At 35.8% G+C, this 14,265-nt stretch carries 15 protein-coding genes; 8 read left to right on the forward strand and 7 right to left on the reverse strand.

Annotated elements, in window-relative coordinates; genetic code table 11:
• Position 1: 1 nt before the first annotated feature.
• On the reverse strand, positions 2–391 hold the full coding sequence (locus BLW20_RS08000; RefSeq protein WP_091098780.1) for a DUF423 domain-containing protein: 390 nt from the start codon (positions 389–391) through the stop codon (positions 2–4).
• Positions 392–768: 377 nt separating this feature from the next.
• On the opposite strand from BLW20_RS08000, the gene BLW20_RS08005 reads away from it, so the two are divergent.
• Positions 769–2,127, forward strand: coding sequence for a saccharopine dehydrogenase family protein (locus tag BLW20_RS08005; RefSeq protein WP_091098784.1), 1,359 nt, complete (start codon positions 769–771; stop codon positions 2,125–2,127).
• Between the two features lie 33 nt (positions 2,128–2,160).
• Here BLW20_RS08005 and BLW20_RS08010 read toward each other — a convergent pair whose 3' ends face one another.
• The 6 genes from BLW20_RS08010 to BLW20_RS08035 all read right to left on the reverse strand — a co-directional run bounded on the left by BLW20_RS08010 (position 2,161) and on the right by BLW20_RS08035 (position 8,654).
• Positions 2,161–3,849: an ABC transporter ATP-binding protein gene (locus BLW20_RS08010; protein ID WP_091098787.1), complete on the reverse strand. Its 1,689-nt coding sequence runs from the start codon at positions 3,847–3,849 to the stop codon at positions 2,161–2,163.
• Between the two features lie 142 nt (positions 3,850–3,991).
• A complete protein-coding gene (locus tag BLW20_RS08015) occupies positions 3,992–4,438 on the reverse strand; it encodes an OsmC family protein (RefSeq protein ID WP_091098791.1) in 447 nt (148 codons plus the stop codon).
• 304 nt (positions 4,439–4,742) lie between these two features.
• Positions 4,743–6,035, reverse strand: a complete 1,293-nt coding sequence (tyrS, locus tag BLW20_RS08020) for a tyrosine--tRNA ligase (protein ID WP_091098795.1) — start codon at positions 6,033–6,035, stop codon at positions 4,743–4,745.
• A gap of 72 nt (positions 6,036–6,107) precedes the next feature.
• The gene (locus BLW20_RS08025) at positions 6,108–6,509 is read right to left on the reverse strand and encodes a DUF4296 domain-containing protein (protein ID WP_091098799.1); all 402 of its coding nucleotides are present in this window, start codon (positions 6,507–6,509) and stop codon (positions 6,108–6,110) included.
• A gap of 84 nt (positions 6,510–6,593) precedes the next feature.
• Entirely contained in the window at positions 6,594–7,931 is a 1,338-nt protein-coding gene (locus BLW20_RS08030; protein WP_091098803.1) for a dihydroorotase, read from the reverse strand.
• On the reverse strand, positions 7,932–8,654 hold the full coding sequence (locus BLW20_RS08035) for a polyprenol monophosphomannose synthase (RefSeq protein ID WP_091098807.1): 723 nt from the start codon (positions 8,652–8,654) through the stop codon (positions 7,932–7,934).
• Between the two features lie 100 nt (positions 8,655–8,754).
• Here BLW20_RS08035 and BLW20_RS08040 point away from each other — a divergent pair, with 100 nt between their 5' ends.
• From BLW20_RS08040 to BLW20_RS08070, 7 genes are all read left to right on the forward strand, one after another.
• Positions 8,755–9,423, forward strand: coding sequence for a DUF4271 domain-containing protein (locus BLW20_RS08040; RefSeq protein WP_091098810.1), 669 nt, complete (start codon positions 8,755–8,757; stop codon positions 9,421–9,423).
• A 13-nt stretch (positions 9,424–9,436) separates the two neighbouring features.
• Complete coding sequence (locus BLW20_RS08045; protein WP_091098831.1) at positions 9,437–10,180, forward strand: uroporphyrinogen-III synthase; 744 nt, start codon at positions 9,437–9,439, stop codon at positions 10,178–10,180.
• Between the two features lie 111 nt (positions 10,181–10,291).
• Positions 10,292–11,893: a fumarate hydratase gene (locus BLW20_RS08050; protein WP_091098834.1), complete on the forward strand. Its 1,602-nt coding sequence runs from the start codon at positions 10,292–10,294 to the stop codon at positions 11,891–11,893.
• A 40-nt stretch (positions 11,894–11,933) separates the two neighbouring features.
• Positions 11,934–12,512, forward strand: a complete 579-nt coding sequence (locus BLW20_RS08055; RefSeq protein ID WP_177165056.1) for an RNA polymerase sigma factor — start codon at positions 11,934–11,936, stop codon at positions 12,510–12,512.
• Positions 12,493–12,963 carry a hypothetical protein gene (locus BLW20_RS08060; protein ID WP_091098817.1) on the forward strand — a complete coding sequence of 157 codons (471 nt, stop codon included), beginning with the start codon at positions 12,493–12,495 and terminating at the stop codon, positions 12,961–12,963. Before BLW20_RS08055 ends, BLW20_RS08060 begins: the two co-directional genes overlap by 20 nt.
• A gap of 2 nt (positions 12,964–12,965) precedes the next feature.
• Complete coding sequence (locus tag BLW20_RS08065) at positions 12,966–13,493, forward strand: DUF4252 domain-containing protein (RefSeq protein WP_091098820.1); 528 nt, start codon at positions 12,966–12,968, stop codon at positions 13,491–13,493.
• Positions 13,490–13,945 (forward strand): DUF4252 domain-containing protein, encoded by a 456-nt coding sequence (locus BLW20_RS08070; protein WP_091098824.1) that lies wholly within the window; start codon positions 13,490–13,492, stop codon positions 13,943–13,945. The genes BLW20_RS08065 and BLW20_RS08070 overlap by 4 nt, the downstream gene beginning before the upstream one ends.
• Positions 13,946–14,265: the final 320 nt, after the last annotated feature.

A 14,265-nucleotide genomic window follows, 5' to 3' on the forward strand; every position in this document is an offset into this window, starting at 1 on the left:
ATTAATTCCTTTTTTGTTTCATTGAATAAAAAGCAGTAAAAAACCAGCTTATAATGAGAAACACACCGCCTACTGGGGTAATTGGTCCTAAAAATTTAAAGTTGATTCCTGATAATTCCTGAGTAGCCAGTAGATAAATTGAGCCGGAAAATAAGAAAACGCCAATGGTGGTTAAGATACCAATGGTGCGTTTGTTTTTTTCTGTTAGTATGTTAAGTTGCGAAATTAGCAGCAAAAATAACGCATGATACATTTGATATTTAACCCCCGTTTCAAAGCTTGTTAATTGTTCGGGAGTTAAAACGCTTTTTAGTCCGTGTGCACCAAAAGCACCTAAAATAATAGCAACCAATCCAAAAAAAGCTGCCAACGTTACTAACTTTTTAGTCATAAAGAATTTTTTTTCAAAGGTACAAAACTTTATTGAAAACGATTTTAAATAACACTTTTTAAATATTTTGTTAAATTTAACAAATTTTAGTGGTGAAATTTTGGCGAAGTATGATGTGTTTGCTAATTTTAGTTCAAACTATGAATAAAATATAATTATGGATATAAGTGTTCTTAGTTACAGTATGGCAAATATTACATGTTGTATTATGGATTTTTATAATTTATTTTTTTTAGAAAAATTTATAAGAAAATAATGAAGTAAACTATTAGTGACAACCAAAAAGCGTAAGGGGGAAATCTTACGCTTTTTTTAGTTGTTTTCATTGAAACCCACAACTATTTTTAGTAATTTTAGCCAATCAAAAACCTAAATTAATGAAAAATATATTGTTATTTGGTTCAGGAAGATCCACCTCTTCTTTAATCAAATATTTGTTAGACCGGACGGAGAAAAATCACTTTAAACTTCATATTGCCGACCAGTCTATCGAATCTATACAGCAAAAAATCGAACATAATCCCAATGCTTTTGCGACTGCCTTAGACATTCATAACGATCATCACCGCAAAGAATTAATCAAAAATGCCGATGTGGTTATTTCTATGCTGCCCGCATTTTTACACCCAATCATCGCGGCTGATTGTTTAGAACTGAATAAACATTTGGTTACTGCTTCGTATATTTCAAAAGAATTGAAAGCGATAGATGCCGAAGTAAAAGCAAAAGGCTTGATTTTTATGAACGAATGCGGATTGGATCCGGGTATCGACCACATGAGTGCCATGAAAGTATTGGATGAAATTCGTTCAAAAGGAGGAAATCCGGTACATTTTGAAAGTTTTTGTGGTGGTTTGGTAGCTCCGGAATCTGATAATAACGTATGGAACTATAAATTTTCATGGAATCCGCGGAATGTAGTTGTTGCAGGACAGGGCGGTGCAGCAAAATTTTTACAGCAGGGAACTTATAAATACATTCCGTACCAACGTGTTTTTAAACGAACCGAGTTTCTTGAGGTCGATGGTTTTGGAAGGTTTGAAGCTTACGCCAACCGTGATTCATTAAGCTACCGCGAAGTATATGGTTTGCAAAAGGCACATACCATTTATCGGGGAACCATGCGTAGGGTAGGGTACTCGCGTGCGTGGAATATGTTGGTACAATTAGGTGTTACGGATGATACTTATACCATTGAGGATTCGGAAAATATGACCTACCGTGAATTTATTAATTCCTTTTTGTATTATCACCCGACAGATTCTGTTGAAGTAAAATTTAGATTGACATTGAATATCGAACAAGATGATACGGTGTGGGATAAATTTTTAGAATTAGATTTCTTTAGCGATACCAAGAAAATAGGTTTAAAAAATGCAACTCCGGCTCAGATCATGGAAAAGATCTTATCTGAAAAATGGGCATTACAACCCGAAGATAAAGACATGATTGTAATGTATCATAAATTTGGGTACATCATGCCCAATGTAGATGAAACATTACAAATAGATGCTACAATGGTTTGTTTAGGCGAAGATTCTCTGCACACAGGTATGGCAAAAACCGTGGGATTACCAGTTGGAATTATTGCTCTAAAAATACTAAACGGAGAAATTAAAACACCTGGCGTACAAATGCCAATTACCAAAGAGGTTTATGAACCGGTTTTAAAAGAACTGGAAACTTTTGGTATTGTTTTTAATGAGAGAGAAGTGCCTTATACTGGCGGAATGTAAGGATAAAGCCCGCCGAAATGTCGGGCTTGTTTTTTAAATCCCTTTCGGTATCGCATCAATCAACTTTTGGGTGTAAGGCATTTGCGGATTAGCAATCAAGGCATCGGCTTCGTTTTGTTCTTCTATTTTTCCTTTGTTCATCACGATGATTTGATCGGATATGTATTTAACAACAGCCAAATCGTGCGAAATAAACAAATAAGTAAAGCCGAAATTATCTTTTAAATCGTTCAGTAAATTCAAGACTTGTGCCTGAACAGAAATATCTAATGCAGAAACCGATTCGTCACAAATAATCAGTTTTGGGTTTACGGCAACAGTGCGTGCAATACCGATGCGTTGACGTTGTCCGCCGGAAAATTCATGAGGATAACGATCGTAATGTTCCGGCAATAATCCTACCTTTTCCAATAAATCAAATACCTGTTCCTTTCGTTCTTTGTCGTTTTTGTATAATTTATGCACTTTCATCGGTTCTAAAATAGCTTCACCCACTGTTATTTTAGGGTTTAGAGAAGCAAACGGATCCTGAAAAATAATCTGTATTTCCTTTCGCAAATCTTTCAGCTCGTTTTTAGAAAGCAGGGTAATGTCACGGTCTTTATAAAAAATCTGTCCTTTGGTAGCGGGATCTAATTGTAAAATGGCATTGCCTAAGGTCGATTTTCCACAACCGCTTTCGCCAACCAATCCCAATGTTTCACCTTCGTACATCTCAAAACTCACATCGTTAACAGCTTTAAAGGTTTTGTTGGGTTGAAAAAGCTGTGTTTTAACCAGGTATTCTTTTTCCACGTTCATCACACGTAAAAGCGGTTTTTGACGGTATAATTTTTGTAAATGCTCTTTTCGTTCTTCATGTGAAACAACCGCGGCATGTGCATTTTGTTCCAGATAATCCTGAATGGTTGGTAAGCGTTTCAAGCGAACATTTAATGACGGACGGGAAGCAATCAATGCTTTGGTATAAAGGTGTTCGGGCTGATGAAAGATTTGTTCCACTTTACCTTGCTCTACAATTTCGCCTTTGTACATCACCAAAACGCGGTCGCAAATTTCAGAAATCAACGCCAAATCGTGCGAAATAAACACAATGCTCATTCCGGTTTCTTGCTGCAGGTTTTTCAAAAGAGTAATAATTTCTTTCTGAACCGTGACATCTAAAGCGGTTGTGGGTTCGTCGGCAATCAAAATTTCAGGTTTACAGGCAATTGCCATCGCAATCATTACCCGTTGTTTTTGTCCGCCCGAAATTTGATGCGGATACTTATTATAAATCGTGCTCGGATCGGGTAGTTTTACCTGATTGAATAACCGTAACACTTCGGCTTTGATTTCTTTATTGGAAAGATGGGTATGCGTTTCTAAAATTTCGGCAACTTGTTTTCCACAAGTAATCGACGGGTTTAATGAACTCATAGGTTCCTGAAAAATCATTGATATTTTTTTTCCCCGGATTTTTTGGAATTCTTTTTCCGAATAATTGGTAATATCCTGATTATTGTACTGAATGGAACCTGTGTTGAAGTGTGCATTGTTTTTGGGAAGTAATCCCATAACTGCCAGACTGGAAACTGATTTTCCGGAACCCGATTCACCTACAATTCCCAGGATTTCATTCGGAAAAACCTGAAAAGAAATAGAATGTATTACTTCATTCCATTTTTTTTCCTGCAAAAAAGAGATGCTTAACGTATCAACGCTTAAAATTGGGTGTTCCATAAAAAAATACTACCTCTAACAATTAAAAATTAAAGGTAGTAAAAACAAACTAAACAATTATTTTAAAGTCTTTGCTTTTTAGTTTTCAGCAATCAGTTTTCAGCTTTATGACTTTTAACCTTACGACTTTTAACTTTATGATTTATGCTACTTTAGCAGTGTAATCTTTGGTAACCACTAAATTAATAGGCGTGTTGTTTAAAAGATTGTCGTAAATGGGGCAACGTTCTTTAATTTCTTCCATCCAAAATTTTAAAGTGCTTAAATCGGCATTGGTAACAGGTTTTACTACCAGTTCAATCCGTTCAAATCCACTGCGGTCCTTTACTTTTAAACCTTGAGTTTTATCGGTATTGATGATGCCTTTAATCTCTATTTGTACCGACTTTAAATCCATATCCAGATCATCGGCAACCTGATGACCAACCATATTGATGCAGGCAGCAAAACCTGCCAGCAAATATTCTAAATGGGCATACGAGTTTCGTTTCATATCTTTTTGATTGATTGAAAATTGTAGTTCGCTGCTTTTAATGTTTAATTGGTCTTGGTTTGTAAAGCTTAACAATGAAATTTGTTCTACACTCATAATGACTGGTTTTTATGGATTACTATTCACTTACGGACAAAAAAAAATCCCCTGCTGTTTGCAGAGGATTCGTTACATATATTGTAAATACAATTACAATTTATTACATACAGCACCTCTGCGGGAAAATTTCCACATCTTAAAGTTGCGTGTATGTTTAATATATTGTTGCATTTGTTTTTTTATTGCTGAATTAAATTCCGAACAAAATTCTAAAAACAATTTGATAAAAAGAAATTATTTTTAAATTTTAACATTTAAATGTTTTTGACCGAAAATATTTCAGGTTCTGAAATAAATAGAATTACAGAACGTTTAATACAAAATAATTTTTCTTGCCACGTTGTAACAATACAAAACGGTTGTTGATTAAATCGTTGGTAGTCAATGTAAAACCTTCTTGAACTTTTTCTCTGTTTACAGCAATAGAGTTTTCTCCCAAAGCACGTCTGGCCTCTCCGTTTGATTTTAAAAAGCCCGATTTAGTGTTTAAAACATCAACAATATCAATACCTGTTTGTAGTTCTTCCAATGATATATCTGCTTGGGGAACACCGTCAAAAACATCTAAAAATGTTTTAGCGTCTAAGGCTTTCAAATCGTCTGCTGTTGAATTTCCAAATAAAATTCCTGAAGCTTTTACGGCATTTTCTAACTCTTCGCGTGAATGAACCATTATGGTAACTTCTTCTGCCAGGCGTTTTTGTAACGGACGTAAATGCGGCGCTTCGTTATGTTCTGCTATTAATTTTTCGATTTCTTCTTTTGATAAAAATGTAAATATTTTAATGTATTTTTCTGCATCTGCATCGGATGTGTTTAACCAATATTGGTAAAATTTGTAAGGCGATGTACGCCCGGCATCTAACCAAATATTTCCTCCTTCAGACTTCCCAAATTTTGTTCCGTCGGCTTTTGTAATCAGCGGACAAGTTAAAGCGTAGGCTTTTCCTTGTTCTTTTCTGCGGATCAATTCGGTTCCAGTGGTAATGTTCCCCCATTGATCACTTCCGCCCATTTGCAATGTACAATTTTTGTTGCTGTACAAATGTAAAAAATCGTAACCCTGCACCAGTTGATAGGTAAATTCTGTAAACGACATTCCATCGGCAGCTTCGCCGTTTAAACGTTTTTTCACAGAATCTTTTGCCATCATATAATTTACGGTAATGTGTTTACCAATATCGCGAATAAATCCAAGGAACGAAAATTCTTTCATCCAATCGTAATTATTCACCATTTCGGCAGCATTTGGTTCAGACGAATCAAAATCTAAAAACTTTGCCAATTGTGCTTTAATAGCATTCTGATTGTGCTGTAAATCTTCTTCGGTCAATAAATTACGCTCGTTCGATTTCCCAGACGGATCACCAATCATGCCTGTTGCACCACCAACCAATGCTAATGGTTTGTGCCCTGCAGACTGAAAATGCTTTAACAACATTACACCTACTAAATGTCCAATATGCAATGAATCCGCAGTTGGGTCAATCCCCACATACGCAACACGCATTTGCTCCATCAAATGTTCTTCTGTGCCTGGCATTACGTCGTGGAGCATACCTCTCCAAGTCACTTCTTCAATAAAATTTTTCATTTAAAATGTATTTTGTGCAAATATAGTATTTTCAAAAAGAAAGAAAGTTACAAAAAATGTGACCTTGCTAAATTATTGTTTATTTCGGCTTAATGCTTTAAGATCTTTCACATTAATTACCGGTTTTAGTTTTTCTTTCTCTTTCTCTGGTTCCGTAGCCCGTACTTCGTCTAATTTTTTTTGGATTCGTTTTTGTACCGAATCGTAGATTACTGCATACGTATCGGGATCTTTACGATAAATTTCTTGTGATTTAACAAATGTTGCACTGTCAACTCCGTGTTTTTTTAGCAACTCCTGATAAGATACGGTATATTGAACGGTATCTTTCATTCGGGCTGTATTACGTGCGCTTGAAGAAACCGTTAAATCATACAGAATATCGACCATTTTTTCTTGTGGAATAGTGGCTTTTTCTGCTTGTGAGCAACTTGCCAGAAAGATTAAAAAAAATGTAGAAACTAAATTTTTCATATTATTTTTTAAGAATTTTTATTAGAAAAGATTGCTACGCCAATTCGCAAGCTCGGGTCTTCACTTCGTTAGAATGACAACTAATTATCTGTTAAACAATAATCGTTGACCAAAACGCTCTTCGTTTAGTACACCGTTTTCCATTACCACTTTTCCGTTTAAAACGGTAGTTTGTACTTTAGTGGTAAATTCTTTGCCTTCAAAAGGCGACCAACCACATTGGTACAGTACGTTTTCTTTAGTGACCGTCCATGCATCGCTGTTTAAATCTACCAAAGCTAAATCGGCAAAAAAACCTTCTTTTATAAATCCGCGTTTTTCTATTTTGAATAAAATTGCCGGGTTATGCATCATTTTTTGAGCAACTTTTTCTAACGATATTTTTCCGTTTTTGGCAAATTCTAACATCGTGATGAGTGAATGTTGTACCAAAGGTCCGCCTGATGGTGCCTGTAAATATTTTTGAGATTTTTCTTCTAATGTATGTGGTGCGTGGTCTGTTGCAATAACATCGATACGGTCATCTAACAGTGCTTCCCATATTTTTTCGCGATCGGTTGCTGCTTTTACCGCCGGATTCCATTTAATGAAATTGCCTTTTGTGGTATAATCTGCATCAGAAAAATATAGATGGTGTACACAAACTTCGGCAGTAATCAGTTTTTCTTCTAACGGAATATCGTTTTGGAACAATTCGGTTTCTAAGCCTGTGCTGATGTGAAAAACATGTAAACGTGCCCCGGTTTTTTTTGCCAGTTCAATGGCTTTTGAAGAGGATTTATAACAGGCTGCCGCACTACGGATGACAGGGTGTTGCGTTACCGGAATATCATCTCCATATTGCTCTTTTGCTTTTTCCAGATTTTCGCGAATGGTTTGTTCGTCTTCACAATGAACGGCTATCAGCATTTTGGTAGATGAAAATATTTTCTCTAACGTTTCTTCATTATCAACCAGCATATTTCCTGTCGATGAGCCTAAGAATAATTTAATTCCGGCTACATTTCGCGGATTGGTTTTTAAAACTTCTTCTAAATTATCGTTGGTACCGCCCATCATAAACGAATAGTTTGCGTACGATGTTTTGGCAGCAATTTGGTATTTTTCCTCTAAAATTTCCTGAGTTACGGCATTGGGAACCGTGTTGGGCTGTTCTATAAACGAAGTTACTCCACCGGCAATAGCTGCTTTAGATTCACTGGCAATGCAACCTTTGTGTGTTAATCCTGGTTCGCGGAAATGTACCTGATCATCAATCACTCCGGGAAAAATGTGTAAGCCCGAAGCATCAATCATTTTATCGGCAACGATATTTATTTCTGAAGCTATTTTTGATATGATTTCATTTTCAATGAATATATCAGCTTTAAAAATTGTTCCTTCGTTAACTATGGTTCCGTTTTTAATTAAAAGAGTACTCATTTATAATTTTTTTAATAATTTTTTCAAACGTAATTGTAACACACCAAACACGGCTTCTTTGATAATACCACCCGACATTTTTGATTTTCCTTTGGTGCGGTCGGTAAAAATAATAGGTACTTCAACCAATTTGAAATCTTTTGAAAAGGCTCTGTATTTCATTTCGATTTGAAAGGCGTATCCTACAAATTTAATCTTTTCCAGATTGATGTTCTCTAAAACCGACCGATGGTAACAAATAAATCCGGCAGTGGTATCCATAATGTTCATTCCGGTGATGAAACGCACATAAACCGAAGCAAAATAAGATAACAGCACCCTGCTTAAAGGCCAGTTGACCACGTTAACTCCTTTTACGTACCGCGAACCAATAGCCACGTCGGCATGGTTTTTACAAACCTCTAACAATTTAGGTAAATCATTTGGATTGTGCGAAAAATCGGCATCCATTTCAAAAATATATTCGTAGTTGTGTTTTAATGCCCAATTAAATCCTGCTACGTAAGCGGTGCCTAATCCATTTTTTTTCAGTCTTTTTTTTAGGAAAATCCGGTCGGGAAATTCACTGGCAACCTGTAAAACCTTATCCGCAGTTCCATCGGGCGAATTATCGTCAACTACCAAAACATCCACTGGCATATCAAGCTTCATAACGGCATGCAAAATATCAGCGATATTTTCGATCTCGTTAAAAGTGGGTATGACAACTATATTTCGCTTCATAAAAAAAGTTATTGGCAAATGTACTTTTTTTATTATGTACTTTTCTTAATAAAATTAGAAGGTTTTAATTCGATATAAAATTATTATTTTTACAGCTGTTATGGAAATAGATTTTTTACACAGAAACATTTTTTCAATTGATTGGGCTACGGTTTTATTTGTTTTAACCTTTGCAACCATTGTTGTTACACGTATTACTTTTCCAAACCGTTTCGATGATTTTGTAAGACTCGCGGTTTCAAATAAATACCTTTCAACGTACCGTGATAGCAATAACATGAAAAGCGGTTTTACCATAAGCATGTTTTTTGTGCAAATGATCTCTTTGAGTTTGTTTGTGCACTATATCGTTAGCTTAACAGGTTATTCGCAGCTATCTGATTTCACGGTTTATTTAAGGATTCTAAGCATACTGATGTTTTTTGTTCTGGTAAAATATTTTATAGAAAAAATAATTGCCGTTTGTTTTAACATGGAAGATTTTGCAGAACAATACAATTTGGTAAAAGTAAGCTACCGTTCTTATTTAGGATTGTTGTTTTTTCCGCTAATAGCCATTTTATTTTACAACCGGTTTACTTTTGATTTTTTTATTTGGATCGTATTGGGGCTGTTTTTGATGTTTAATGCCATACTGTTTGTACTACTCTTAAAAAATTATCAAAAAACTTTTAGTCGATTTTTGTTTTATTTTATTTTGTATCTTTGCACCTTTGAAATAGCACCGTACATTATCATGTATCATTGGTTTGTTGTTTCTAAAACATAAAGCAGAAAAATTTATGAAAGTGAAATCAATTTTGGTGTCACAGCCAGAACCTAAAGTAGAAAATTCTCCGTATTTTGACCTACAGCAGAAATACAAAATTAAAATTGACTTTAGACCTTTCATTCACGTTGAAGGTGTAAACGCCAAAGAAATCCGTCAACAAAAAATTGATTTGAATAATTACACCTCAATTATTCTTACCAGTAAAAACTCAGTTGACCATTATTTCAGAGTAGCAGAAGAAATGCGTTTTAAAGTTCCTGAAACAATGAAATATTTCTGCCAGTCAGAAGCAGTTGCCTATTACTTACAAAAGTATGTTGTATATCGTAAACGTAAAATCTATGTTGGGCAAAAAGACTTTTCCGATTTATCGCCGCTTATTAAAAAGTTCAAAGACGATAAATTTTTATTACCTGCATCAGACAAATTAAACGACGATGTACCGCAAACATTAAACGATTTAGGAGTTAACTGGACACAAGGGATCTTTTTCCGCACAGCCATGAGCGATTTGACTGATTTGGCAGATGTAAAGTACGATGTGTTGTGTTTTTTCAGTCCAACAGGAATCAATTCGTTATTTAAGAACTTCCCCGACTTTGTCCAAGGAGATACAAGGATAGGTGTTTTTGGCGGTACAACTAAAAAAGAAGCCGAAGATTGCGGTTTGCGTGTCGATATTATGGCACCAACCCCCGAAGCTCCGTCTATGACCATGGCATTAGACCAATACATTGCAAAAGCAAATAAATAATACAAAAGCCTCTTCGTTTAGAAGAGGCTTTTCTTCTTAATTTAGAACCAGTTTAAGCAGTTTCAGATACTATTTTTGTAATTTTGTTCTGCTAAAACTAACAACAAAATGATAGATTTTATATATCAGGATTCTTTTCCTGTACAAAAAGATGATACGCAGTATCGCAAAATTACTTCAGATTACGTAAAGGTAGAACAATTAGGAAACCGCGAAATTTTAACGGTTGACCCGAAAGGGTTAGAACTATTGGCAGAAACCGCAATGACCGATGTTTCGTTTATGCTGCGTACGTCGCATTTAGAAAAATTACGTGCCATTATCGATGATCCCGAAGCTACCGATAACGACCGTTTTGTAGCGTACAACTTATTGCAAAATGCAGCTGTGGCTGTCGGTGGCGAATTACCATCTTGTCAAGATACGGGAACGGCAATTGTAATGGCAAAAAAAGGCGAAAATGTTTATACCGGAATCGATGATGCAGAAGCGTTATCAAAAGGCATTTTCAATACTTATACCAACAAAAACCTGCGTTATTCTCAAATCGTTCCAATTTCAATGTTCGAAGAGAAAAACTCGGGATCAAACCTTCCTGCACAAATAGACATCTATGCAAAAAAAGGAAATTTGTACGAATTTTTATTTTTGGCAAAAGGGGGGGGGTCTGCCAACAAAACCTTTCTATACCAACAGACAAAATCTCTTTTGAACGAAAAATCGTTGGAAGCGTTTATTAAAAATAAAATAATGGATTTGGGTACGGCAGCTTGTCCGCCATATCATTTGGCATTAGTTATTGGAGGAACTTCAGCTGAAGCTAATTTGGCAACCGTTAAAAAAGCTTCTGCGGGATATTACGATCATTTGCCAACATCAGGAAATATGGCAGGTCAGGCATTTCGGGATTTAGAATGGGAAGAACGTGTGAAACAAATTTGTCAGGAATCGGGAGTGGGTGCACAGTTTGGTGGAAAATATCTGGTACACGATGTTCGTGTAATCCGTTTGCCACGCCACGCAGCTTCTTGTCCGGTTGGCTTAGGTGTTTCGTGCTCTGCCGACAGAAATATCAAAGGAAAAATTACCGCAGAAGGAATTTTCGTGGAACAATTAGAAACCAATCCTGCACGTTTGTTACCGGAAACCGCTCCACACTTAGAAGCACCGGTTACGATTGATTTGGACCAGCCAATGTCAACTATTTTAGCGGAATTAACCAAACACCCGATTAAAACACGTTTGATGTTGAATGGAACCGTGATTGTTGCCCGCGATATTGCCCACGCAAAAATCAAGGAAATGCTGGACAACGGACAACCGATGCCGGAATATTTCAAAAATCATCCGGTTTATTATGCGGGTCCCGCAAAAACGCCTGAAGGAATGGCTTCAGGATCTTTCGGACCTACAACTGCCGGACGTATGGACAGTTATGTAGATCAATTTCAAGCAGCCGGCGGTTCTATGATTATGCTGGCAAAAGGAAACCGTTCACAACAAGTTACCGATGCGTGTAAAAAACACGGAGGATTCTATTTAGGCTCAATTGGCGGACCGGCAGCAATTCTGGCACAAGACAATATTTTAAGTGTAGAAGTGGTTGATTTTCAGGAATTGGGAATGGAAGCCGTTCGTAAAATAACCGTTAAAGATTTCCCTGCCTTCATCATTACCGATGATAAAGGAAACGATTTCTTTCAGAATTTGTAAGATTTTCAACCTTATATCTCTAAAACAGCATTTAAAAAAAATGCTGTTTTTTTTATTTTTATCCGATTTCTTTGTCACAAAATATCCGTTTATTCGTCTTACTAATAAACAACACAAGTTTCATTTGGAAAATTTCAGTACATCTCATCACAAAATGCTTCGGCTGGCATGTCGGATTATCGGAAACAGTACCGATGCCGAAGATATTGTACAGGATTGTTACGAGAAATTTATTTTGAAGAAAGATCATTATAACCTTCAAAACAGTGAAGCATTTTTAATGACAATGGTTCGGAATACAAGTCTGGATTTTCTGAGAAAGAAACACTACGTTTTTCAATCCGATGAAGTTTTAAATCACCATTTTTCCGGCGAAAGTCCTGATAAAATTCTGGAATTGAAAGAGAGTGAGAACAAATTGGATCAATTGTTAAACCTTTTAAATGAGAAGCAACGTACCGTTTATCATCTGCGGGAAATCGAAGGTTATGAGCTGGAAGAAATTGCTGAAGTTTTAGTAATTAGTTACGACGATGTCAGAACGTGTTTATCACGTGCACGAAAAAAAATAAGAGAATTATATAACGCCTATTTGAACAATGAAAGAGGAAGTGAATAAAGAACGGCTGTTAGAAAAATATTACAATGGCGAAACCACTTTAGCCGAAGAACAATGGCTGAAAAAATACGTGTTGCACGAAAGTGAAACGGTAGAACAGTATATTTTTAAGGATCTTGAAGCTTTGAAAAAACAAACATTTCAAAATGCTACGATTCCTAAACAACAAAACAATCAACGGATAAGATTCGTTACAATATGCAGTTTAGTTGCCGCTGCGTGTGTAGTCTTGTTTGTATGGAATCCTTTGGGTTACTCGTCAACAAACAATGTTTTTGAAACGAAAATAGGCAAAGAAATTTTGGTTTCCAATACAGTAGAAGGCACTATCGAAGATCCTGAAGTGGCATTGGAACAAGCACAAAAGGCATTGGCTTTTGTCAGCGAAAAATTGAATACCGGTATTCAGAATATAGATCATTTAAACAAGTTGAATCAAGTAAAAGAATAAATATGAGACTAAAAAAAATTGTATATCTGCTGTTGTTGTGTTTACCACTTACCGCAATGGCACAGAGTCTGGCACAAAAAGTAGCCTCGGATTACGAAGGCAAAAAAGGCTATACCACAGTAAGTATTTCCAAATCAATGTTTAAAATGCTGTCACGGATCAAAACTACTGATTCTGAATACAAAGATTTTCAGAAATTTCTATCCAATCTGGAAGGGATTAAAATTCTGATACAGGAAGACGCTAAAACCAATACGTTGAAAAACGATTTGGCATCGCTGGCACATTCGTTGACCAAAAACGGCTATGAGGAATTGATGAATATCAACGAAGATGGGAATATTATTTCGTTTAAAACCCTTGAAAAAAACAACCGCATCCGCGAATTGGTTATGAGCATTACAGGAGAAGACACTGTTTTGATGATCATCAGCGGAAACTTTCTTCTGGACGAACTCACTTCGATTTCCGACAATGTAAACATCGGCGGAATGGATCAGGTAAAAAAACTTAAAAACAAGAAAAAATGAAGTTATTAAAATACAGCTTTCTGTTAGTAATGAGTTGTGTGATGCTATCGTGTGCATCATTTAGAAACAAAGGTTTGGATGCTTTTTACAAAGAATACAATCAGGAAATTACTTCGTTGCGTATTCCCAAAATGCTCTATCAGTTTACAGGCTCTCACAAGGAATTGAAACCGCTGACCAAATATTTAAAAGCCACACGTGTTGTTTCCATTGAGAATATCAGCAATAAAATGCTCCGTGATTTAGACAAAGCGTTGGAAAATGACCGCTACGAAGAGTTTGTCAGCATCAACAGCGAGGGTGATTTGATCACCATTCTTGCTGCTGAAAAAAAGGACAGAATTACACACATAGTATTGAAAATAAAAGATGAAGACGAAATCAATTTAATACAAACCCGTGTTGATTTACCCGTAGATAAATTTCAGGAAATTTTAAGTTCACTCAATTAATTTAATGTTTTTAGAAAAGTCAGGATAGAACGTCCTGGCTTTTTTTTAAATCAAAATGTAAAATATTTTTTACATAATATAAAATATTCATTACATTTGAATCGTTAAACTATAAATCAATTCACTACTAACCGACTAACTTTTCAAAATTAAGGAGCTTCCCATTGTGGTTAGCTCCTTTTTTCATATTTTGGTTTTACGACAAATCAAAAATATGAGCAATAAAGATACAGAAAAGAAATTAGTCGGTCAGCCGATTTTCAAACAAATCATCAATTTTATTCCAAAAGATAAATTTGATATGCTTGTCTACAAGCATA

Source organism: Paenimyroides marinum, assembly GCF_900108395.1.
In the GTDB taxonomy this organism is placed as follows: domain Bacteria; phylum Bacteroidota; class Bacteroidia; order Flavobacteriales; family Flavobacteriaceae; genus Flavobacterium; species Flavobacterium marinum.

Coding starts and splice junctions, on each gene's coding strand:
- BLW20_RS08000 (WP_091098780.1), bottom strand. CDS start 391: ATGACTAAAAAGTTAGTAACGTTGGCAGCTTTTTTTGGATTGGTTGCT.
- BLW20_RS08005 (WP_091098784.1), top strand. CDS start 769: ATGAAAAATATATTGTTATTTGGTTCAGGAAGATCCACCTCTTCTTTA.
- BLW20_RS08010 (WP_091098787.1), bottom strand. CDS start 3,849: ATGGAACACCCAATTTTAAGCGTTGATACGTTAAGCATCTCTTTTTTG.
- BLW20_RS08015 (WP_091098791.1), bottom strand. CDS start 4,438: ATGAGTGTAGAACAAATTTCATTGTTAAGCTTTACAAACCAAGACCAA.
- tyrS (WP_091098795.1), bottom strand. CDS start 6,035: ATGAAAAATTTTATTGAAGAAGTGACTTGGAGAGGTATGCTCCACGAC.
- BLW20_RS08025 (WP_091098799.1), bottom strand. CDS start 6,509: ATGAAAAATTTAGTTTCTACATTTTTTTTAATCTTTCTGGCAAGTTGC.
- BLW20_RS08030 (WP_091098803.1), bottom strand. CDS start 7,931: ATGAGTACTCTTTTAATTAAAAACGGAACCATAGTTAACGAAGGAACA.
- BLW20_RS08035 (WP_091098807.1), bottom strand. CDS start 8,654: ATGAAGCGAAATATAGTTGTCATACCCACTTTTAACGAGATCGAAAAT.
- BLW20_RS08040 (WP_091098810.1), top strand. CDS start 8,755: ATGGAAATAGATTTTTTACACAGAAACATTTTTTCAATTGATTGGGCT.
- BLW20_RS08045 (WP_091098831.1), top strand. CDS start 9,437: ATGAAAGTGAAATCAATTTTGGTGTCACAGCCAGAACCTAAAGTAGAA.
- BLW20_RS08055 (WP_177165056.1), top strand. CDS start 11,934: ATGCTGTTTTTTTTATTTTTATCCGATTTCTTTGTCACAAAATATCCG.
- BLW20_RS08060 (WP_091098817.1), top strand. CDS start 12,493: ATGAAAGAGGAAGTGAATAAAGAACGGCTGTTAGAAAAATATTACAAT.
- BLW20_RS08065 (WP_091098820.1), top strand. CDS start 12,966: ATGAGACTAAAAAAAATTGTATATCTGCTGTTGTTGTGTTTACCACTT.
- BLW20_RS08070 (WP_091098824.1), top strand. CDS start 13,490: ATGAAGTTATTAAAATACAGCTTTCTGTTAGTAATGAGTTGTGTGATG.